Source organism: Bacteroidales bacterium (assembly GCA_035299085.1).
Taxonomy (GTDB): Bacteria; Bacteroidota; Bacteroidia; order Bacteroidales; family UBA10428; genus UBA5072.
The window spans coordinates 150,762-173,814 of sequence record DATGXG010000024.1 but is presented as its reverse complement, the minus strand read 5'-3'; the positions used below and the strand labels follow the sequence as shown (position 1 = coordinate 173,814).

At 45.7% G+C, this 23,053-nt stretch carries 15 protein-coding genes; 13 read left to right on the top strand and 2 right to left on the bottom strand.

Features of this window, described 5'->3' with window-relative positions:
• The first annotated feature begins 114 nt into the window (after positions 1-114).
• The 9 genes from VK179_07140 (at position 115) to VK179_07100 (ending at position 12,714) form a co-directional block, all read left to right on the top strand.
• The gene (locus VK179_07140; GenBank protein ID HLO58499.1) at positions 115-1,317 is read left to right on the top strand and encodes an aldolase/citrate lyase family protein; all 1,203 of its coding nucleotides are present in this window, start codon (positions 115-117) and stop codon (positions 1,315-1,317) included.
• Positions 1,310-2,866, top strand: a complete 1,557-nt coding sequence (gene citF / locus VK179_07135; protein ID HLO58498.1) for a citrate lyase subunit alpha — start codon at positions 1,310-1,312, stop codon at positions 2,864-2,866. The genes VK179_07140 and citF overlap by 8 nt, the downstream gene beginning before the upstream one ends.
• A gap of 123 nt (positions 2,867-2,989) precedes the next feature.
• Positions 2,990-4,192: an isocitrate/isopropylmalate family dehydrogenase gene (locus VK179_07130; protein HLO58497.1), complete on the top strand. Its 1,203-nt coding sequence runs from the start codon at positions 2,990-2,992 to the stop codon at positions 4,190-4,192.
• 216 nt (positions 4,193-4,408) lie between these two features.
• The gene (locus VK179_07125; GenBank protein HLO58496.1) at positions 4,409-4,954 is read left to right on the top strand and encodes an HDIG domain-containing protein; all 546 of its coding nucleotides are present in this window, start codon (positions 4,409-4,411) and stop codon (positions 4,952-4,954) included.
• Positions 4,951-6,765, top strand: coding sequence for an aconitase/3-isopropylmalate dehydratase large subunit family protein (locus VK179_07120; protein ID HLO58495.1), 1,815 nt, complete (start codon positions 4,951-4,953; stop codon positions 6,763-6,765). The genes VK179_07125 and VK179_07120 overlap by 4 nt, the downstream gene beginning before the upstream one ends.
• 12 nt (positions 6,766-6,777) lie before the next feature.
• A complete protein-coding gene (locus tag VK179_07115; protein HLO58494.1) occupies positions 6,778-8,580 on the top strand; it encodes an aconitase/3-isopropylmalate dehydratase large subunit family protein in 1,803 nt (600 codons plus the stop codon).
• 21 nt (positions 8,581-8,601) lie between these two features.
• On the top strand, positions 8,602-10,140 hold the full coding sequence (locus tag VK179_07110) for an aldehyde dehydrogenase family protein (GenBank protein ID HLO58493.1): 1,539 nt from the start codon (positions 8,602-8,604) through the stop codon (positions 10,138-10,140).
• 20 nt (positions 10,141-10,160) lie between these two features.
• A complete protein-coding gene (locus tag VK179_07105) occupies positions 10,161-11,369 on the top strand; it encodes an NAD(P)-dependent oxidoreductase (protein HLO58492.1) in 1,209 nt (402 codons plus the stop codon).
• Between the two features lie 10 nt (positions 11,370-11,379).
• Entirely contained in the window at positions 11,380-12,714 is a 1,335-nt protein-coding gene (locus tag VK179_07100) for a saccharopine dehydrogenase family protein (protein HLO58491.1), read from the top strand.
• A 211-nt stretch (positions 12,715-12,925) separates the two neighbouring features.
• Here VK179_07100 and VK179_07095 read toward each other — a convergent pair whose 3' ends face one another.
• Entirely contained in the window at positions 12,926-14,272 is a 1,347-nt protein-coding gene (locus tag VK179_07095) for an AGE family epimerase/isomerase (GenBank protein HLO58490.1), read from the bottom strand.
• Between the two features lie 136 nt (positions 14,273-14,408).
• Here VK179_07095 and VK179_07090 point away from each other — a divergent pair, with 136 nt between their 5' ends.
• Genes VK179_07090 through VK179_07075 form a run of 4 tightly spaced genes read left to right on the top strand, consistent with a single transcriptional unit; the run spans position 14,409 to position 20,324 of the window.
• Positions 14,409-14,861, top strand: a complete 453-nt coding sequence (locus VK179_07090) for a MarR family transcriptional regulator (protein HLO58489.1) — start codon at positions 14,409-14,411, stop codon at positions 14,859-14,861.
• 29 nt (positions 14,862-14,890) lie between these two features.
• A complete protein-coding gene (locus VK179_07085) occupies positions 14,891-16,249 on the top strand; it encodes a TolC family protein (protein ID HLO58488.1) in 1,359 nt (452 codons plus the stop codon).
• Position 16,250: 1 nt separating this feature from the next.
• On the top strand, positions 16,251-17,279 hold the full coding sequence (locus VK179_07080; GenBank protein ID HLO58487.1) for an efflux RND transporter periplasmic adaptor subunit: 1,029 nt from the start codon (positions 16,251-16,253) through the stop codon (positions 17,277-17,279).
• Positions 17,280-17,285: 6 nt separating this feature from the next.
• The gene (locus tag VK179_07075; protein ID HLO58486.1) at positions 17,286-20,324 is read left to right on the top strand and encodes an efflux RND transporter permease subunit; all 3,039 of its coding nucleotides are present in this window, start codon (positions 17,286-17,288) and stop codon (positions 20,322-20,324) included.
• Positions 20,325-20,419: 95 nt separating this feature from the next.
• Here VK179_07075 and VK179_07070 read toward each other — a convergent pair whose 3' ends face one another.
• Entirely contained in the window at positions 20,420-22,993 is a 2,574-nt protein-coding gene (locus VK179_07070) for a GH116 family glycosyl hydrolase (GenBank protein HLO58485.1), read from the bottom strand.
• Positions 22,994-23,053 lie beyond the last annotated feature (60 nt).

The window sequence follows — 23,053 nt, the reverse complement described above, 5'->3', positions numbered from 1 at the left end:
CTGCAGAAAAAAAGTAAGTCAGGGTTCGGGGTGAAACCCCGCCTATTGCACCATGACAACAATCAGCAATTAATCGCTTTTTATTCAGTACTTTTTTGGTACTAATTGGCGATTATGGTATACACATCCGGTAATCACGGCGAAGGTATCCGGTCGGACTGTTTTATGAGCCTGGAGGTATTGTCAGCCGGCGGAATTCAAATTGATCTCAGGAGCAAAGTCAAAGCATTATACGGTCGTTCGATCACCGGATTATGCCTGGAAATGTTTCAATTCTTTGAAATTGAACACGCCAGGCTTGAAATTGATGATTCAGGTGCCCTTCCATTTACACTTGCTGCACGGCTCGAAGCTGCTATTAACCTGTTAAGGCCTCAAAATAAAGAATACCTTCTGCCGGTTTTACCACAAAATATTTATTCGACTGACAGGGATAGAGACCGGATTACCCGGTTGTACCTTCCGGGAAATAATCCCAAGTTGATGATCAATGCCGGTATTTATGGCAGTGACGGAATCATTCTTGACCTCGAGGATGCCGTTTCCCCTGAGAAAAAGCATGAGGCCCGGATTCTAGTCAGGAACGCACTTCGTTCGGTTGATTTCTATGGTGCCGAAAGAATGGTACGAATCAACCAGGTTCCGGCCGGTCTGGATGACCTCCGCTGGTGTATCGGGCACCCGGTTAACCTTATCCTCATTCCGAAGTGCGAATCAGCCGAACAGGTGATCCTGACCGATACAAAAATCACGCAAATACTGGGAGCCAAAAATACTTCCATCTTTTTAATGCCTATTCTTGAAACGGCTTGTGGTATTCTGAATGCACAGGAAATAGCCGGTGCATCGGACCAGGTAGTGGCAATGGCAATAGGACTCGAAGATTACACGGCAGATATAGGTGTTTCAAGAACCCCGGAAGGTAAAGAAAGCCTGTTTGCCCGCAATATGCTTATAAATGCTGCAGTTTCAGCCGGGAAACAACCAATTGATTCGGTGTTTTCCGATTTTGAAAACGTGGAAGCCATTGCCCGTGCTGCATCAGAGTCAAGAGCCATGGGATTTGCAGGTATGGGTTGTATTCACCCTCGCCAGGTAAGTATTATCCGTGAAAATTTTTTACCTGCTGCAAGTGAAATTGATAAGGCCAGGAAAATCGCTCTCGCTTTTTATAAGGCACAGGAACAAGGTTCATCAGTTGTAGCATTGGAATCGAAAATGATTGATCCCCCGGTTGTGAAGAGAGCGCTGGGTATAATCGCCAAGGCAGTAAAATATGGAAAGTTGCAGCCAAACTGGAGGGAAAACAATGAGTGATCATATACAAAATGCAGCCGGAAGATGGGTACCGAAAACAGTAAATGGGAAACCCTTAGTACCCTATCTGGGTGTGGGAAAATACCGTCCGGAGGGGCATCGTTACTCACCGGAGATTCCAACGAACAGTGATTTTCCGGCCGACGGGAATAAAGAAGTTCCCACATTAAAAGAGGCACTTGTAAAAGCCGGCTTAAGGGACGGAATGACAATTTCAACCCATCATCATTTCAGAGAAGGTGATTTGGTTGCACAGATGGTTTTTGACTGCGCGTTTGAACTCGGAGTGAAAGACCTGTGCTGGTTTCCTTCAGCCTCCTTCTCGTGTCATGCCCCGTTGCTGAAATATCTCGAAAACGGCACTATCAGCCATATTGAGGGAAGCATGAACGGGCCTCTCGGCAAATTCTGCTCCCAGGGGAAAATGAAAAAAACAGCTGTTCTCCGGTCACACGGCGGAAGATACCAGGCCATACAGGACGGTGATGTAATGATAGACATAGCCGTAATCGGTGCAGGCTGCGCCGATCCGTTCGGCAATGCAAACGGCGTAACGGGACAGTCGGCAAGCGGGTCTCTTGGCTTTGCAGTAGCGGATTCACAGTTTGCCGGTAAAGTGATCGTTGTAACCGACAATATGGTACCCTTTCCTTGCATTCCCTGGCAGATACAGGGAAATTACGTCGATTACACGGTGAAAGTCGACAGGGTGGGTATACCTGAAAAAATAGTCTCCGGTACCACACAGGTTACAAGAAGTCCTGATCGCCTGCTCCTGGCACAACTCACTGCAAAATTCTGTGAGATCACAGGAATTATCCATGACGGTTTTTCGTTCCAGGCCGGTGCCGGTGGTACTGCCTTGTCGGTGGGGAATTATTTTGCCGACATCATGCGCAGCAAAGGTATAAAAGCCCGTTTCGCAAGAGGAGGAAGCAACAAATACCTTGTGCAGATGCTTGAGGAGGGACTTGTTGAATACATTCTTGACGGGCAAACATTCGATCTGGATGGTGTCCGCTCCATCAGGGATAATCCCAGGCATGTTATGACAAGCCCGTTTGTGAGCTATAATTACCATGGAAAGGGAAATTTTGCCAGCATGATCGATGTGGTGATCCTGGGCGCCACCGAAATTGATGTGAACTTCAATGCCAATGTGGTTACACATTCTGACGGTTATCTTCTGCATGGCATAGGAGGATGGCAGAACTGCCTTTTCGGAAAAACGGTAATCATCCCGGTGCCCCTGTTCCGTGACCGTATTCCGGTCATCCGGGATGAAGTGACCACCCTTTGCGGCCCGGGTGAACTTATTGATGTGGTTGTCACCGAAAGGGGCATTGCCATCAATCCTCTCCGGCAGGACCTGATTGAAAAGACAAAGGACTCGGGACTCCCCATAAAAACGATTCAGGAACTGAAGGATGAGGCTGAAGCCATTTGCGGAATACCTGAAAAGCCGGAATTTGATGATCAGATTGTGGCAGTAATTAAATGGGTGGACGGAACGGTGATTGATGTAGTGAGGAAGGTCAGTGAGAGGTGAGATGGATAGAATGGGAGACAGGGGGAGTGGGAGTAATCGCAAATTGTAAATCGCAAATCGTAAATCGCAAATCGCAAATCGTAAATCGTAAATCGTAAATCGTAAATCAAATTGTAAATATCTATGTTTCAACCGACAATCGTAGTGATGCCCGGCGACGGGATTGGAAAAGTAGTCATGCAGGAGGCACTGAGAGTGCTTGATGCAGCCGGATTCAAAGCAAATTATGTTCAGGGAGATATAGGGTGGGATTTCTGGTGCAGTGAAGGAAACGCTTTGCCCGACCGCACGATCCGGTTGCTCGAACAGCATAAAATTGGGATTTTTGGTGCTATCACTTCCAAACCTAAAGAGGAAGCAGCGGCTGAACTTTCACCTGCTTTGCGGGATAAAGGTCTTATTTATGCCAGTCCCATAGTGGGTATGCGTCAGCATTTCGACCTTGATATCTGCATAAGACCCTGCAAATCGTATAAGGGCAATCCCCTGAATTTTATACGTCGCGGCAGCAAAGGAGAAATCGAAGAGCCGATGGTTGATGTGGTTATTTTCAGGCAGAACACAGAAGGCCTGTACTGCGGTGTTGAATGGAGCAAACCGGATGGAATTGTGTATGAAGCGTTGCGGACCCATAAGAACTTCGTCAAAAATTTCGGCAATGTCCCCAAAGATGAAATTGCCGTTTCAACACGGATATTTACCCGGAAAGCCACAGAACGAATCCTGCATGCTGCTTTTGAGCATGCAAAAACCCACGGGTATAAATCCGTCACGCTCTGTGAAAAACCCAATGTCATTCGCGAAACATCGGGTATGATGTATAACATGGCAAAAAAGATGCAGGCGTCCTATCCCGGCATTGAACTGTGGAATACCAATATTGATGCGCAAATGATGTGGCTTACAAAGAACCCGGAAGATTACGGGGTTATCGTGGCCGGTAACATGTTCGGCGATATCGTATCCGATGGTTTTGCCGGACTGATAGGCGGATTAGGTTTTGCCTGCAGCGCTAACATTGGTGAAAATGTGGCGGTTTTTGAGCCCACCCATGGCTCAGCGCCAAAATACGCTGAATACCCGGTCTCAATAGTAAACCCGATAGCCATGATTGAGTCAGCCTGCATGATGCTGGATCATCTCGGAGAAACGGATATTGCCGCTACCATAAGGAAAGCCATTGCCGATGTTATTCTCGAAGGGAAAGTCAGAACCTACGATATGATGAAAATGAAAGGCAGTCCTGATGCGGTTAAACAGGGAGCCGCTTCTACGGCGCAGATGGCGGAGGAGATTATTAAAAAAGTAAGGAGAGGTGAGAGGTGAAAGGAGAGAGGTGCCGGAAAAAGATCGTCATTGCGATGACCGGTTCCTACGGTCAGAAGCAATCTGCCCGAACAGGCAAAACGTAGCAAAGACAGTCTGACATAGCTTTGAATGAGCTAATGCCTGTGCTGGCAGATTGCTTCGTCGACTTGGATAAAGACTATAATCAATATTTTGTCAAGCTCCTCGCAATGACGAGGATAAAGAAAATCGAACATGAATGAAATCTATAACCTCTGGCCGGAACTCAACTGGATCACAGACACGGATCTCAGGGAAAAAACAGCAGCCACATGGAAACTGGCGCTTGATAAAAGTGTTCTCAGCACCGGTGATCTTTACAGGATTCCTTTTACATTGCTGGCAGGACCCGATCTTAAAGTAAGCTTTATGGATCATAAAAGAGCGGTTGTGCATATTGCAAGGGACTGCGGAAACCAGTTCGCAAAATTTTTCGGTAAAGAAATGCCCGTGAACATGGATGTACTGATAGCAGGTGCCATTCTCGCCGATGTGGGAAAACTTCTTGAATATGAACTCGATGAAAAGGGCAACAGCCGGCAGGGAAAATACGGCGAATACCTGAGACACCCCTTTTCGGGCGTTTCACTTGCCGAGCAATGCGGGGTGCCGCCCGAAGTATGTCACATCATTGCTGCCCATGCAGCAGAGGGTGATCTTGTAAAGCGTTCAACAGAAGCTTATATAGTGCATCATGCCGATTTTATGACGTTTTTGCCGTTTAAAAACAAAACAAAATGACAATCATTGAAAAAATACTCGCTGCACATTCGGGGAAAAAATCGGTAAAACCCGGTGAAATTGTGGATGTGCTGATTGACGTGAGGCTTGCACGCGACTTCGGGGGTGCGGGAGTGGTTCAGAACCTTCAGTCAAACCAGTTAAAGATAGCGGATCCCGATAAGACATTTTTTACATTCGACTGTAACCCGACAGGTTCGGACCAGTTATATGCAGCAAACCAGCAAAAATGCAGAATGTTTGCCCGCCAAAACGGCATCCGGGTATATGATATCAACATGGGTATCGGCACTCACCTTGCCATTGATGACGGACTGGCTGAACCCGGCTGTACACTGGTGTCAACCGATTCACATGCCAATATTCTCGGTGCCATCGGAGCATTCGGACAGGGAATGGGAGACCGCGACATTGCAGCAGCCTGGTCACGAGGATCTGTATGGTTCAAGGTTCCTGAAACTATTAAAGTCATTCTCCAGGGTTATAAACCTGAATTGGTTTCTGCCAAAGACATTGCCCTTAATATGCTCAGGCATTTCGGTGCAGACGGTCTCCTGGGTTATGCCGTTGAGATCTATGGCATGGATACCGAAAATCTTACGCTTGACGAGCGGATCACCATTTCATCCATGGCAACCGAGATGGGAGCCATTGCATTGCTTTTCCCGCCTTCAAACGCTGTGATTGAATACTGCAAGTCACGTTCATACGAAACCATTAACCCGGTTTATTCCGATAACAGCGCCCGCTATGCCAACTCCATAACTCTTGACCTGTCGGCATTCAGGCCGGCTGTTTCCCTGCCGGGACAACCGCACAATGTGGTTTTTGTGGACGAAGTGAGGAACACTAAAATAGATTCTGTGTTTATCGGAAGTTGTACAAACGGGAGAATGGAAGATATGCAAACCGCAGCCGCCATTCTTAAAGGCCGCCATGTGGCACCGGGTGTTGTTCTGAAAATTGTTCCCGCAACCGACGAAATCTGGAATTCCTGTTTACAGCAAGGTCTGATTGCCATATTCAAGGCAGCCGGGGCATTGGTGGGAAGCGCCGGATGTGCAGGGTGTGCTTCCGGTCAGATCGGGCAGAATGGCCCCGGAGAGAGAACCATCAGTACAGGTAACCGGAATTTCGAAGGGAAACAGGGCAAAGGCGATGTTTACCTGTCATCCGTCGCCACCGCGGCAGCTTCAGCGGTTGCAGGTTTTATTACAACCGCTGATAAAATTCCTGAACACCCTGTGGGTTACAATACACCGGTTACAAAACATGAAAACATATCGAAAACCGAATCTGTCAAACAGGAAAGAAATATAAAACCGTTCATTCTGAAGGGCAGGGTATGGATCATTGAGCGTGATAACATAGATACCGACATGATTTATCATAACCGGCATCTTGCTGTTACCAGAACAGAGGAGATGGGCCAGTATGCCTTCGGAAACCTCAAGGGATTTGAACATTTTGCCGCCCATGCAAGGGAAGGAGATATCATCATAACAGGCAACAATTTCGGATCGGGCAGTTCAAGGCAACATGCGGTGGATTGTTTCAGGGCCCTTGGTGTACAGGCGATCCTCGCACGATCATTCGGTTCTATTTATGAACGTAATGCCATTAACGCGGGCTTTCCTGTTTTTACCTATACGTCCATTGAAAAAATACAGGTAAGGGATGGCGATGAAATCGAGATCGATATGCAGAAAAGCATACTGAAAAACCTTCGGAATGATAAGACAGTGAAGATCTCTGAATTTTCATCCATTCAAAAAGAAATTTATGAAAAAGGGGATTTACTCCTCATCTAATGGGTTCTGAATATGAAGGGAAAAACTTTTGCAGAAAAAATTCTGGGGGCGGGTGCCGGGACCATTGTCTTTAAAAAACCGGATATTGTCCTTACCCATGATAATACAGCCAGTATTGAAAGCACTTTCAGAAAGATGTTCACTGATACGGCTGAATCCGCCGGAGCCAGGGTAGGGGATCCGCAGCAGTTAATGGTTGTGCTTGACCATAATGCTCCTCCTACCAACAGCAAATTGTCAAACGATTACAGGCAGATAAGGCAGTTTGCGCATAATCAGGGAATCAGCCGGTTTCATGATGCCGGTGAAGGAATCTGTCACCAGATGATGGCACATTATGCGAGGCCCGGAATGTTGATCGTGGGAAGCGACAGCCACACCTGCACTGCCGGGGCATTTAACGCCTTTGCAGCAGGAATTGACAGAACTGAGACCGCCGGCTTATGGAAGCAGGAAGAAACCTGGTTCAGGGTTCCGGATTCTTTGAAAATTTCACTTAATGGAAAGCTCCCGGATCATGTATATGCCAAAGACCTTGCGTTGTTTTTAATGGGCATGATCGGATCGAGCGGTGCCGATTATCTGTCGGTTGAGTATCACGGTGAAGGAGTTAAAACACTTACAGTTTCCGACAGGATGACAATTGCTAACCTGGCTTCGGAAATGGGTGCGAAAAATGCCGTTTTCCCGCCTGATGAAATCCTTGCGGCTTTTCTTAACCAACATATTGAGGGAATATGGGCTGACCCTGATGCCAACTATATCAAAGAAATATCAGTTGATTTATCTTCTCTTTCACCCGTTGTTGCATGCCCGCACCATGTGGACAACATTAAATGCGTGGAAGAGGTTGAAGGCACACCGGTAGAAATGGCCCTCATCGGTACCTGCACAAACGGGAGAATAGAGGATCTCAGGGTGGCTGCTTCCATTTTGAAAGACAAAAATATTGCCCGGGATGTGCAACTTCTCATTGTTCCCGCTTCCCGTGAAATCTACCTACAGGCAGTTAAAGAAGGATTCATTGAAATATTCCTTTCATCCGGAGCCAATATTCTGACCCCTTCATGCGGACCATGCCTGGGAACGGGTCAGGGTATACCAGCCGACGGGATAAATGTGATTTCAACGGCAAACCGTAATTTCATAGGGCGAATGGGCAATCCCAAAGCTTCGATATACCTGGCTTCGCCCGCTACAGTGGCGGCTTCTGCGATAAATGGAAAAATCACATCCCCGGCCGTCCCGGTTTCCGGCAAAAAGTATCCTTTTCATATTGAACAGTCATCCACTGTAACTGTTCCTGAAGGTGAAAACCGTTATTCGAACGGAGTCTGGGATTATAAAGATGCGGATAACCTGAATACCGATCAGATGTTTGCCGGCAATCTAACCTATGAGATCAACAGTTCATCACCCGAAAAAATTTCACCACATCTCCTTAAAGGTTTTGATGCTTCTTTTGCTTCAAAGGTGAGCGCAGGTGATATCCTGGTCTGCGGGGAAAACTTCGGATGCGGGAGTTCACGCGAGCATCCTGCTGTTGGATTTGCCCATGCCGGTGTTCAGGCAATTATCGTTAAATCGGTCTCCAGGATATTTTTCAGGTCGGCCATTAACCAGGGATTACCTATCCTGGTGATTCCTGAGGCTGTTGATGCTTTCAAAAAGGGTGACAAGGTGACCATTTACTGGGACAAAGGGAAAATACAGATCGGACAACAGGAATTCGGTTTCACGCCTTTGCCTGAGAAGCTTCTTGAAATACTCAGAGCAGGCGGATTGTTGAACAGTATCAGAAATAGTAAAATGTGATCGATATCAAAAAGAACCTATATGGAAAATATCAGGCAAGCCCTTCAGAAACTAGGTATTGAAGAAGTAAATTATGGCGCATGTACAGGAACCGACTGGTTTAAAACTTCAGGTGATCGTCTGACTTCGTATTCACCCGCGGATGGTAAATCCATTGCCGATGTCGTGCAGGCAACAAAGCAGGATTACGAAGCTGTGATGAGAAGAGCCAAAAAGGCGTTCCTCACCTGGCGTGAGGTACCGGCACCGAAAAGAGGAGAGATCGTCCGGCAGATCGGCCTTGAACTTCGTAAATATAAAGAACCTCTTGGCATGCTGGTGAGCTGGGAGATGGGAAAGATTTACCAGGAAGGGCTCGGAGAAGTCCAGGAGATGATTGATATCGCCGATTTTGCCGTGGGTCTTTCACGGCAGCTTTATGGCCTGACCATGCATTCCGAACGGCCCGACCATCGCATGTACGAGCAATACCATCCTCTCGGTGTTGTAGGGGTAATTTCCGCTTTCAATTTCCCGGTAGCCGTTTGGTCATGGAATGCCTTTATTGCCATGGCCTGCGGTGATACAGTACTTTGGAAACCCTCTTCTAAAGTTTTGCTATGTGCCATTGCCGTACATAAGATTGTGGAAAAGGTACTCAGGGATAACCAGGTACCGGAGGGAGTTCTCAACCTCGTAGCCACCAGTTCAAAATATCTTGGTGATGAAGTGTTCAGGGATCCCGATCTTCCCTTGATATCGTTCACGGGTTCTACGAGGATCGGTAAACAGGCAGGACGCATAGTTGGTGAAAGGCTGGGAAAAACGATTCTTGAACTGGGCGGAAACAACGCAATCATTGTAACTGGACATGCGAACATGGAGCTGGCTTTAAGGGCAGTTGCATTTGGTGCTGTAGGAACTGCCGGACAACGTTGCACTTCCACCCGAAGGATTATTCTGCATGAATCTGTTTATGATACTTTCCGTGATCGTCTTGTGGCTATCTACAAGAGCCTGAAAATCGGAAATCCTCTTGATCCGGGCGTTCATGTGGGACCATTGATCGATAGGCAGGCGGCAGAAACGTTTTTCAATGCTGTTGAGACAGTAAAAAAATCAGGTGGTACTATTGTGTACGGAGGTACTCCATACGAAAGCAGTGATTGCAAATCAGGCTGCTATGTGGTGCCCTGTATTGCCGAAGCCGAGAATCATTTCCCGATAGTGCAGGAAGAAACGTTTGCCCCGTTGCTGTATCTCATCCGGTATAAAACGATTGATCAGGCTATAGAATTTCATAATTCCGTTCCACAGGGACTGTCATCAGCCATATTTACAACCAACCTGCTTGAAGCCGAACATTTTTTAGCACACAGTGGATCAGATTGCGGGATTGCCAATGTGAACATCGGGACTTCAGGTGCAGAAATCGGCGGTGCATTTGGCGGAGAAAAAGACACCGGAGGAGGAAGGGAATCCGGTTCCGATGCCTGGAAGGCTTATATGCGACGGCAAACGAATACAATCAATTACGGAAGCCAGTTACCCCTGGCACAAGGTATTCAGTTTGATGTCTAGACCCCGGCTAACCTTATCCTATGAAAATCGGTATACTTCGTGAAACGAAAACACCCGTAGATACCCGGGTTCCGCTTACGCCCCAACAATGTAAAATGGTGCAGGAGGAATTTCCCGGAATTGCAGTAATCGTTCAGCCCTCTTTGCAACGCTGCTTCCCTGATGAATTGTACAGGCAGGCCGGAATTTCCGTCAATGAAGATCTCAGCGACTGCGATATTTTATTCGGCGTAAAAGAAGTAAAAACCGATGAATTACTGGCCGGTAAGACGTATTGTATTTTTTCGCATACAGCTAAAAAGCAGGAGCATAACCGCAAGCTGCTCAAAGCCATCATTGAGAAAAAGATTTCGCTTATCGATTATGAATTACTTACAGATGTAAAGGGGATACGAATCATCGGGTTTGGCAGGTGGGCCGGACTTGTCGGCGCTTATCACGGTATCCGGGCATATGGAATCAGGTTGGGAATGAATCCGCTTCCCTTGCCACACGAGATCGGGTCGCTGCAAACGATGATGCAGTTAGCAGCAGGATATTCTTTGCCTCATGGTAAAATTGCCCTCACCGGTGATGGTCGGGTCGCCGGTGGTGCTGAAGAAATGCTCAACGCATTCGCCGTCAGAAAAATTTCTGTAGATGAGTTCCTTGAGCACAGGATCTACGAACAACCTGTTTATGTACAACTTGATCCGGAAAAGTATAATAAGCACAGGAATAATCCGGAATTCGATCTGAAACACTTCTTTCAGAATCCCCATGAATACAAATCCGATTTTCAGCGGTTTTGCAGCCTGACTGACATCCTGATTATGGCTGCTTATTGGGATCCACGGGCTCCCTTGTTGTTTGAGAAAGAACTGATGTTGAACGACGATTTCAGGATCCGGGTTATTGCCGATATTACATGTGACCTGAACGGTTCGGTGCCTAGTACTATTCAGACAACCCGTTTTGAAGATCCGTATTACGATTATAACCCGGTTACGGGTAGTGCTGAATTGCCTTTCTTATCAAAAGATAACATTACGGTGATGGCAATTGATAACCTTCCCAATGGTCTGCCCAGGGAGGCATCAACCGATTTCGGGCACAACATAATGAAGAGTGTTTTGCCCCTTTTGTCAGGCAATGATCCTGAGAAAATCCTCGAGAGAGCCACAATAACCCGGAATGGTAACCTGACACAGTTATTTAACTACCTGGATCCATGGGTAAATCAAATCTGACATCCTTCTTATGAAAAACATTTTCATTTTTGGCTCCGGCCGGTCAACTTCCGCCCTGATCACTTACCTGGAACAACACGCCGGTGAATACAACTGGAAACTAACCATAGCCGACCGAACAGAACCGGAAATTCCCGATAACGAGGTTACCGTCAGGGTAAAGATGGATGTCTTTGATGAACAGTCCCTTCACCAGGCAATACAGGATGCGGACCTTGTTATCTCTATGCTACCGGCCATGTTTCACCCCGTGGTGGCAAGAGCCTGCCTTAAATACGGGCGAAATATGCTTACCGCTTCGTATGTTTCCCATGAAATGGGTGAAATGGATACGCAGGTAAAGTCGCACCAGCTGCTTTTCCTGAATGAAATGGGCGTGGATCCGGGAATCGACCATATGTCTGCCATGAGAGTGATCAATCGCATAAGGGAAGAAGGGCATGAACTGCTTTGTTTTGAAACATTCACGGGGGGACTGATCGCACCTGAATCGGATAACAACCCGTGGCATTACAAGATCACCTGGAACCCGCGGAATGTTGTTCTGGCCGGCCAGGGCGGACCGGCACGTTTTATACAGGAAGGCCGGTACAAATACATTCCCTATCACAGGTTGTTCCGCAGGACAGAGGTGATCGACATTGAAGGATACGGCAAATTCGAAGGATATGCCAACAGGGACTCCATTAAGTATATTGAAAAATATAGCCTTCAGGATGTACCCACGGTTTACAGGGGTACGCTGAGGCGTCCCGGTTTTTGCAGGGCCTGGGATGTGTTTGTTCAGCTTGGTGCCACCGATGATTCGTTCACCCTCTTTAATACCGAAGAAATGACTTATAAGGAATTCATCAATTCATTTCTTTATTACAGTCTTGAAGATCCGGTAAAAACCAAACTTTATCAATACATGCACATCGACCAGGATTCAGATGTGCGTGAAAAACTGGAATGGCTGGGTATTTTTGATAATGTAAAAATCGGTTTGAAAGATGCCACACCTGCACAGATACTCGAAAAGCTCATTTGCGAAAAATGGGCGCTGGAACCGGGCGATAAGGATATGCTGGTGATGTGGCACAAGTTCATTTACAAAAGCAGGGAGTCAGGCGAAAAGCAACTGCTTACATCCTCACTTGTGGTGCTTGGCGAGGACCAGGAAAATACGGCAATGGCCAAAACTGTAGGCCTTCCGCTTGCCATTGCGGCCAAAATGATTTTAACCGGACAGATCAAACTAACCGGCGTGCTGATTCCGACAGTAAAGGAAATTTATGAGCCTGTACTTTGTGAGTTGGAAAAGTACGGGGTTAGTTTCAGGGAAGGGTTGAAATCGTTTGAATGAAACCGTTTGAATGATATAATTAAAACTCTTTCTTTCAAACTTCTTTCAAACTTCTTTCAAACCATTTTCAAACTATTTTCAAACTGGGCTAGGCGAAGTCTGTGACTTCGTCTATACGTAACTAATAGGTAATTAACATTTAATGAAATTCCGTTCAGACGAAGTTGAAAACTTCGCCTAGCATTTCCGTTCAAAGATTGCTTAACTTGAACTACTTCTCCGAAGCATATTTCATCACCATCATCAACGCCCTTCCGTCATGGTAACAACTTTTCCAGGCGTGGGCTTTTCTTTGCCCTATAGTCTGAGGATCGCTGTCTGTACCGCTGTTATACCATCCGCCATATTGGTGATCAATTACATGGTGATTGATATAATACCACATTTTTTTGAATGCGTCCGGGTAAACGGTGTTTTCAGGATAAATTCCGGAGAACAATGCCAGAGCATGCCAGGCTTCAGCCTGTGCCCACCATACTTTTGCGCTGTCGATCACTTCAATATTTTCTGAGGGCTTAAACCGGTAACCCTTATCAAACAATCCATAAAAATCTTTATCAAATCCATTCTTTATTGTATGGTCAATCAGTTTGGTTGCCACGTTAAGCGTGACTGAATCGGGCGACCCATACAGGGCTTCTGAGGCATCCACCAGCAAATACGCGGTTTCAATATTGTGCCCGAATGAGATATGGTCGAAGTAGGGTTTTTTAATAATATAATCTCTTGAAGAATCGCTCAGGCTTATGGGTTGCCAGTTTTTAGTGAAGAACAGCCGGAGATAACCTTCTGAAGTTGTCATGGTGTCACGCACCAGTTCAAGCATTTCTGTTAACCTGTCCTTTACAGCCTGTTCCGGAAGTACCCTGTATGCAGCAGTTAGCGCTTCCATCAAGTGAATGCTTGTGTTCTGGTCTTTCCAGTCGGCATTTCCCCACCCGGCTTTTTTCAGCGCTTCTTCCTTGTAATTATCAGAAGGTATCCAGAGATTATAATAACCTTTTAATTCCGGATCATGCATTTCCGTTTCAAGCCAGTTAAATGATTTTCTCACCCAGTCAGTGACATCCTTTTCCTTGTTAACCAGGGCATATTCCGACAACGCATAAAGTGCAAAAGCATTGCCATAGGTTAGCTTAAACGAAGGATCTGCCTTTTGAATTGAATCCGGAAAGTAATTCTCATAGAAACCACCATGAATGCTGTCCCACATCTGTTTTGTCAGAAATGTAAACCCGTGATCCGCGGCTTTCCTGTAAACCAGGTTATCCGGAAACATCTGAGCGGCTTTTGCTGCAGTCCATAAACCCCGGGCCTGGGTTACAAGCATCTTATCCTGGTCCTCTGACAGGGTCCAGTCGTTTTCAAGATTGGTCCAGTAACCGCCGTGAAGAGTGTCAATAATCCGCGGATAGAAGTTTTCCAACAGACTGGTCAGCTGGCTGTCAATTTGCGATACCGGAACTCCAAGATAAAGTTTTTCAGTATTTTTCTTACAGGATGTAAAGAACAGCAGGCAAACCATACCTGAATAAGCCAAGAACCGGAATATTTTCATGGATTTTCTTTTAAAGGGAGGGAAGTTATAAAATTAATGGTTAGCGTATCCTACAAACAGAATCAAAAAATAACAGAAAAATAGTTTAGTATCTAAATAATATATACTTTTGTTAAGTATCTAAACAATATTTATTATGAATGAGGAATTGCATTCGATGATTGACCTCTTTACCCGGATCCTTCATTTATATTCGGTAATTGACAAAAAACCCAGGGATTTTGGAACCGGTGACCTGCTTTATGTGACTGAAATTCATGCCATGCATTACATTGCTGCCAATCCTGAAATTAATGTAACGCAACTCGCCGAAATTTCCGGTGTCACCAAGGGTGCTATTTCACAAACAATTAAACGGCTTGTCAGTAAGCGATATATAGCCCGCTATAAGGCCAAAAATAAGAAAGAGGTGAATCTGAGACTTTCGGATAAAGGGTACATTATTAACCAGAAGTATGAAGAATTTGAGAAGGAACGATTTGTGTTCGCCGAAAAATTATATGAAAATGCTTCAAAAGAAGATATTATTCTCATCAAAAATCTTTTCTCTACGATTTACGAAAACATGAAGCAAATGTCGGAGTATTGAAAATAATTAAGTATCTAAACTATTTATCCATGAAATCTCATTTGGTTATAGGATTACTTTTCTGGTTAACTCAGTTGTCGGCTCAGCCTGTACTGCAGGATTATATTAAAACCGGTCTTCAAAACAACCTGGCTTTACAGCAAAAGCAAAACAATTATGAAATGAGCCTGCAGCAATTGAAACAGGCAAGAGGTCTTTTCTATCCTTCCGTTTCGGTAAATGCCCGGTATACGGTTTCAGAAGGCGGCCGTGTTATTGAATTCCCGGTAGGTGATCTGCTGAACCCGGTTTATATGACACTCAACCAGCTTACTTCTTCAAACCAGTTTCCGGTTCTTGAAAACCAGGAGATTGCTTTTCTGAGGCCCACTGAGCATGAAACCAAACTCAGGCTGGTACAGCCTCTCTTTAATACGGATATTTATTATAACGCCCGAATTAAGCGAGAGCAAACGGTTACCGAACAAATCAATATTGAACAATACAAGCGCGAGCTTGTGGCTGAGATCAAAAAAGCATATTACAACTTGTGCATGTCACAAAATGTGCTGACCATGTTGAACAGCACACGGAGCCTGCTTCTTGAGAACATCAGGATCAATAAAAGCCTGTTTGAAAATAATAAGGTGACCCGCGATGTATTGTTGCGCTCTGAAACCGAGCTTCATAAATTTGATCAGCAATTGAACAATGCTCATAAGAATGCAGAACTGGCAGGTGCCTATTTCAATTTTCTTCTGAACCGGCCGTTAAAAGATTCGATAACCGTGGAAGATCCCGGTGAATGGGTTGCTCCTTCAGGTATGGTTTCTGATTTTATTGATATGGCCGGTAAAAACCGGGAAGAAATTAAAAACCTCGAACAATACCGGAAGATTTCCGATATGGCGGTGAATATGAACAGGGCAGCAAGGCTTCCGGATATTCTCGTTGTGGCTGATTACGGTTTCCAGGGAGAAAAATACCGATTCAACAAAAACCAGGATTATCTCCAGGCTTCAGCTGTATTGACCTGGGACCTTTTTGCCGGGCTACAGAACAAGTCAAAGATCAAACAGTCTCTCATCGCAAGCGACCAGGTTGATAAGCAGCTTGAAGAGGTGAGGAGCCGCATAAGCCTGCAGGTTATAAGTGCTTTTGAGGACATGCGTACATCCGAAACCGGCTTCGAAGCCGCGAAAGAGCAACTGGCCACTGCAAGCGAGGGCTTCCGCATAGTAAATAAAAAATACAGTGAAGGACAGGCCAGTCTCATTGAATACATGGATGCCCGGAATACATTGACACAGGCAGAGGAAAACCTGATCATATCAAAATATACATGCCTTTCAAAGAAAGCCGATTTTGATAATATAATTGCCGTCGATATACCCGAAAACAATAACTGAAATGAAAACTTTATTAACCTTTATCCTCATTGCCTCCTTTTTCATATCATGCAGACAACCGGAAAGCCAGCAGAAACCTGAAACCAGGTTGCTTGTGAAAACATCCGTTGTTGACAGCCAGAAATTTGCCTTCCCGGTAAGGGCAAGTGGCATTGTGGTGCCTGCGAGTGAGATCAAATTGTCATTTAAAACCGGCGGTATCATTGACCGTGTGTTGTTTGAAGAAGGAGCCCGCGTGAAAAAGGGAACATTGTTGGCTACATTAAATATGTCTGAAATTGATGCCCAGGTTTTGCAGGCAGAGAACGGGTTTGAAAAAGCATCCCGCGACCTGGCAAGGGCAAAGAACCTTTATGCCGACAGTGTGATAACCCTTGAACTGTATCAGAATGCACAGACTGCATATAATGTGGCCGGTGCTGTGCTTGAGGCAGCCCGGTTTAACCGGCAACATTCAAGTATCCTGGCACCGGATGACGGTGTCATTCTGAAAAGACTTGCAGAGGCTCATGAAATGATCGCCGCCGGTTACCCGGTTTTTGTATTGGGAACAACGGGCGGTCATTGGAAAATAAAGGCAGGTTTGGCCGATCGTGATTATGTAAGGATTTCAACAGGCGACAGGGCAAAAGTCACATTTGATGCTTACCCCGGTAAAGAATACAGTGCCAGGGTAAGCCAAATTACGGAAGCGGCCAACCTGACAACCGGAACCTATGAACTTGAAATGGACCTGGATGATATTCCTCAAAAACTGGCGACAGGGTTCATAGCCAATGTTGAAATAACACCTTCTGGGGCCGAATCATATTATAAAATTCCTGTTGAATCGCTAGTCGAGGCTGAAGGCAAAACCGGTTTTGTTTTTACAGTGGACGATTCTTCAAAAGTTCATAAGAAAAAGGTTGAAATTTCCGGTATTTATGACACCTGGATAGCGGTTGACGGCGGGATAAACGGAAACGAGACCCTTGTCACTGAAGGCTCAGCTTATTTATCGGATGGCGATAAAGTAACCGTTGTTAAATAATGCGCCATGAAAATTACCGAAATTGCCGTTAAAAATTACCAGTTCACCCTGGTTGTATTTCTCCTGCTGATTGCATTGGGCCTATATTCTTTACTAACCATTCCGCAATCGGAAGATCCCGAATTTGATGTTCCGCTTGTCCCTGTTTATGCTATATATCCCGGTGCTTCACCGGCCGATATGGAAAAACTGGTGGTTGATAAAATTGAAAAAAGCCTTAGTGAGCTGGATGATGTAATTCGGCTTGAAAGTACTATCAAGGACGGGGTTTCAGCCACTGTAATTGAATTTGCCTCACGAACGGATCCTGATAAGAAGTTTGATGAAGTTTCAAGGCAGATAAATACGGTAAGGCCATCTATGCCTGAAGGCTTGTACAGCCTGGATGTGGTTAAGGTTTCTGCCGGCAATACCAATATCATTCAGAGTGCACTTGTTTCAGAAGCCATGTCGTATGCGGATTTAAAGAAATATGGCGAAAAAATAAGAGATCAGATTGCATCCATTCCGGGCATCAACAAGGCGGATGTAGTGGCATGTCCCGAACAGGAACTCCGCATTGCTTTGGACCTTCCCAGACTGTCACAATTAAAGCTTTCCATCAGCCAGGTTATTGGTGCAATACAGAGCGAAAATGCGAATATACCGGGCGGCAGCATTGAAATGGGCCCCCGCAAATTCAATATTAAAACAAGCGGGAACTATGAAAACATTTCCGAGGTAGAAAACACAATAGTGGGTTCAAGCCAGGGTCAGGTTGTGTATCTGAAAGATATTGCTCGTGTGGAATGGAACTATGAAGACCTGCGGTATTTTGGCCGGTACAACGGAAAAAAGGCCGTCTTTCTTATAGCCAGCATGAAGCAAATGCAGAACATTCATGCTACAAGGGATTTGATTTATCAGAAATTCGACGAATTTGAAAAGACACTCCCTGCAGGTGTGAAACTTGAAAGGGGTTTTGACCAGGCGAAAAATGTTTCCGCAAAACTGGGCCGTCTCCAGTTTGACTTTATGTTTGCGATATTGCTTGTTCTTCTCACACTTTTGCCGCTCGGGCTAAGAGCTTCCGGCATTGTAATGATATCTATTCCTCTTTCAATTCTCATCGGACTTACCGGATTGTATTTTACAGGATACAGCATCAACCAGCTCAGCATTGTGGGTGGAGTTATTGCACTGGGCCTGCTTGTTGACGATTCCATTGTAGTAGTAGAGAATATTTCAAGATGGATCAGGGAAGGACATAAACCCTTTGATGCGGCTATCATGGCAACGCGACAAATTGGTCCGGCCGTTCTGGGGTGCACCGCAACCCTGATTTTTGCTTTTCTTCCGCTTATGTTTCTGCCGGGTATGGCCGGACAGTATATGATGGTGCTGCCTGTTTCGGTTGTATATGTGATCATCGGTTCCCTGCTTGTCGCCTTAACCGTTATTCCCTTCATTTCAAGCAAAGTGCTTAAAGGTGATGTGGATCCCCACGGAAACAGGGTATTGCAGGCGCTCAATAAAGGAATCGACTTTACCTATGCCAGGGCATTGCAATGGTCACTTCAGAATCCGGTAAAAACAGTGATCATGGCAGCTATTATATTTATCGGCTCCCTGTACCTGATCCCGGTGATCGGATTCAGCCTGTTTCCCAAAGCAGGAATGAAACAGTTCCTTATCACTGTTGAAACGCCAAAGGGGAGTACGATCCGGGAGACAGACAAGGCTGTTCGTTTTGTTGAATCAGTCGTTCGCAACAAACCGGATATAACGTGGTATATGTCGAATATCGGGAAAGGGAATCCCACAATTTATTATAACACCTTTCAAAAAAGCGAGCAGAACAACCTGGGAGAGCTGCTGTGTGAAATGAAACCGAAATCACAGCCCGAAATCACAGCTTTTCTTGATCATCTGAGAGATACGTTGAATACTTATGTAAATGCCAGGATCTATGTATATGAATTTGAGAACGGCGCACCGGTTGAAGCTCCAATAGCCATGCGGATTGTCGGTGATGATCTTGATACCTTGCAATCCCTGACAAACCGGATTGAGAAGATCATGAAAACAACAAATGGAACTATTTATACAAAGAATCCACTCAGCCAGTCGCTCACCGATTTGCAAATCAATGTAAACGAGGGGAAAGCCGGGATTTTCGGTGTTCCTTCAGTTGAAATAGACAGAACCATACGCCTTGCACTGGCCGGTATCAGGGCCGGTTATTACAGGGAACCTGATGGAACCGAACATCCGATCAATGTCAGATTGCCGAAAGGGGACGCCAATACACTGGAATCACTCGACTACATTTATGTTTCTTCCTTATCCGGTGCACAAATCCCGTTGTCTCAGCTTTCAGTCATTGATTTTGAAAAATCACCCACACTCATTCAGCATTACGACAAGGAGCGTTGTGCCACCCTTTCATCCTTTGTGCAAACCGGTTATAATACCGATAAAGTAACCCGTGAGATTCTGGGTAAGATCAGCAAGCTCAGGTTGCCGGCCGGATATAAGATAATACCCACAGGTGAAATAAAAAGCCGGCAGGAAAGCTTTGCGGGGATCGGTTCAGCCATTCTGGTTGCTATTTTCGGGATCTTTGCCATTCTCATCCTTGAATTCCGCACATTCAAAGGGACTCTGATTGTTTTATCCGTCATTCCTCTAGGTGTAGTGGGAGGTATCCTGATGCTGTTCCTTACCGGTTATACCCTTTCATTTTCAGCAGCCATCGGGTTTGTTGCACTGATCGGCATTGAAATCAAGAATTCCATATTGCTTGTCGATTTCACCAACCAGCTCCGCCAGAAGGGGACACCGCTGGATGAAGCCATCATTAAGGCAGGGGAGATCCGCTTTCTCCCGGTTCTGCTAACCACTTTGACGGCTATAGGCGGATTGCTGCCTATTGCCCTGAGCAAGTCAGGTATCTATTCTCCCCTGGCCTGGGTAATTATAGGAGGTCTGATCACCTCAACCCTGCTGGCAAGGCTTGTGACACCGGTGATGTATAAACTGATTCCGCCGGAGGTGGAGTTTTAGGTTGTTTCAAGGTTGTTTCAAGGTTGTTTCAAGGTTGTTTCAAGGTTGTTTCAAATGGAACAATTTGGAACAATTTGGAACCATATGAAACCAAATTACATTGACATGGTTTTCCCCGAAACCACAACCCTTTCTACGTCAATCTTTCCATACCTGACGTCGAGAAAAGGTTTTCCCCGTTTCAGCCCTGCGAGACCGAAACCAGATTCGGTTGAAATGAAGCATTTGAAATCGATGCCTATTTTTGAATCGATATAAAGGGTTTTGTCAAGGGCATCATACCACAACCCTGTTAAGCCCTGGATCAGACCGTAACTCGACATGGCACGGGCATACCAGTGACCGCATTCATATTCATCAAAAGGATTGCGGATACGGCCGTCATACCTTTCCCTGCAGGCTCTCACAATTTCGAGGCCCTCGTTTACATGACCGGTCAGCATGAGGTGCGAAGCCACCTGGTATTCGATGCCTGTCCAGACTTCATTGCTGTATACAAATGGCAACGTGGGCTGACCGCCTTTCGGCCAGCTGCACAAAAGCAATCCGCCCTCTTTACCGTAAGCATACGATGCACGTTGCGGATTTACGTGCAGGGAAAGATCTTTCTTTAAATTGTATTTATGGACTGCAACTAAATGATTCGATACTTTTTCAGGATTGAGTATGGTGTCTTCGATGCCACTCATACGGGCAATCCAAAGGCCGAGCATCCCGTCACTCAGGCATCCTGTCCCATACTGGTATTTGGGCCCTTCTTTTTCAAGTATGGCAAGTGCCTCGGGGGAATATATGCCACCAATACTGGTTGATGAAAAGTCAACAGGATTGGGTGCTTTCAATCCCTTGTATTTTACCTGCTGGAAGAAGTATTCCCCGTTATACAACTGCGTTTCCATGAATTTTTTGCCTTTCGAGAAAAGTTCATTGTAAAGGGCAGGATCCGAACCTGTAGCTTCACAGAGTTTCATAGCGGCTGAGAGGGCTGCAAGGTAATAGCCGGTACAAAGCGGCTCAGGTCCCCAGAATTCGATGTCATAGGTATTATGATGTGGCTCTTCGATAGTGCCTGTATGCATTGGATCCCAGTGTTCGATACAAAAATCCATACTTTGCTTCACTGAAGGCCACATTTTCTTCATCCATTCAGTATTTCCGGAGATCCTCCATTCCCTGTACATTTTGATAATACCGCCCAATTGTCCGTCAGCTGCGGCGTACCAGTCGTGATTATTCATACGGATCGGCAATGTGGCCCTGAATGTCTGATGGCCTTCGGGACTTTGATTTTCTTTAAATTCCGTCTCCCTGAGTGTCCGTTCCAGCGAAGGGAAAAGATGAGATATGGCCTGTGCGTAATTCCATACGTGGGTGCATGACCCGTTGCAGCAGCCGCTTTTATCAAAGCACCCTTCCCATGCCCACAGTTTACCGTCTTTCTGCCGCAGAACTGTTGGCGATTTGAGAATGCCCAGGTTGGCTGATACGGCCTCCAGCACTTCTGCAGGGAGGTCGGAGCTGAAAAAAGTCTCCGAAAAAAGAGATGATTTCTGTCTCAAATCAGCGAAATTTGATTGCCAGAACGATGCTACCTCGGTAATGTCTTTGAATTTTCCTGAATACCACGGTTCATAAAACAATGCTGTAATTTCCGGGGGACAACATGATTTCCCGCTGCATTTAACGCCGGCAAGCAGTTTTTTAACCGCTTCGTCATCAGGTCCGCTTCCTACACGGATATCCGAATGAGGAACATACCATGATAATAATATCCTGACCGTTTTAGATTCTTTTGCTTTCAGATTAACGGGCACATAAATGGAAGCACCCGTTGCACCTTTTGAAACAGGGTTTGATGGCATATTGCCCGCTGAAATATCATTCCAGAGCTTTGTCCGGCCATCATACCAACCTCCGCGGAACCAGCAGTAATCCACTGTGGCCTCTTTTTCATCGGTCATGATGGCAAACTCCCCCTTATACTGGGGTTTATCGGGGAAACACGACTGTTCAAGGACAAAGCCCCTTTCCATCTGCATTATGGAGTCCCTGCCCACATAGTTACCACCGAAATCACTCGCATTTTCAATCCTCATAAAATTCTCGGCATGGAATGAAAACACAGTCTCAATGGAATTGGCTGATGTGTTCGTGAGTGTGTATTCTAAAGCGCCGACAGGGAGTCCCGAATTGTCAGCGTCACCCGGGATAAACGGACTCCACCCGGTTATCCCGACATGAACAGGCATCCTTGAGTCAGAAAGATCAACGGTGGCAAAAGGAAACCGTGAAACAAAGCTTGCTGATTCATAACGGGGACAACCATAAAGTGATGAACCGTTTGCTGTTCCGAGAGTACCGAATATCTTCCATGATTGAACAGGACCCTCAAGGATCCGTGATGCGTTTTCAGCATTTTTTACTGTAAGCGCAGCGAACATAAATGGTGTTTTATTAACGTCGGGTTTATTGCGGACAGAAACACTTGAAAAAGCACCATTACCGTCGAGGCATATCATACCAGCGCCAATGCCGCCAAGAGGAAAGGCAATACGATTAAGGTATTCACCGGTGTAAGTTCCGTTAAATTCATGCCCTTCGGGCTTTGGGCTCGAACAGGCTGAAGTCAATATTATACAGGCAATGCAATACAGGAGTTTTGATTTCATGATTCCGGGTGTTAATTCTCTAATAATATTAGTTAATTTTATTACAGGATAGTATTCCGG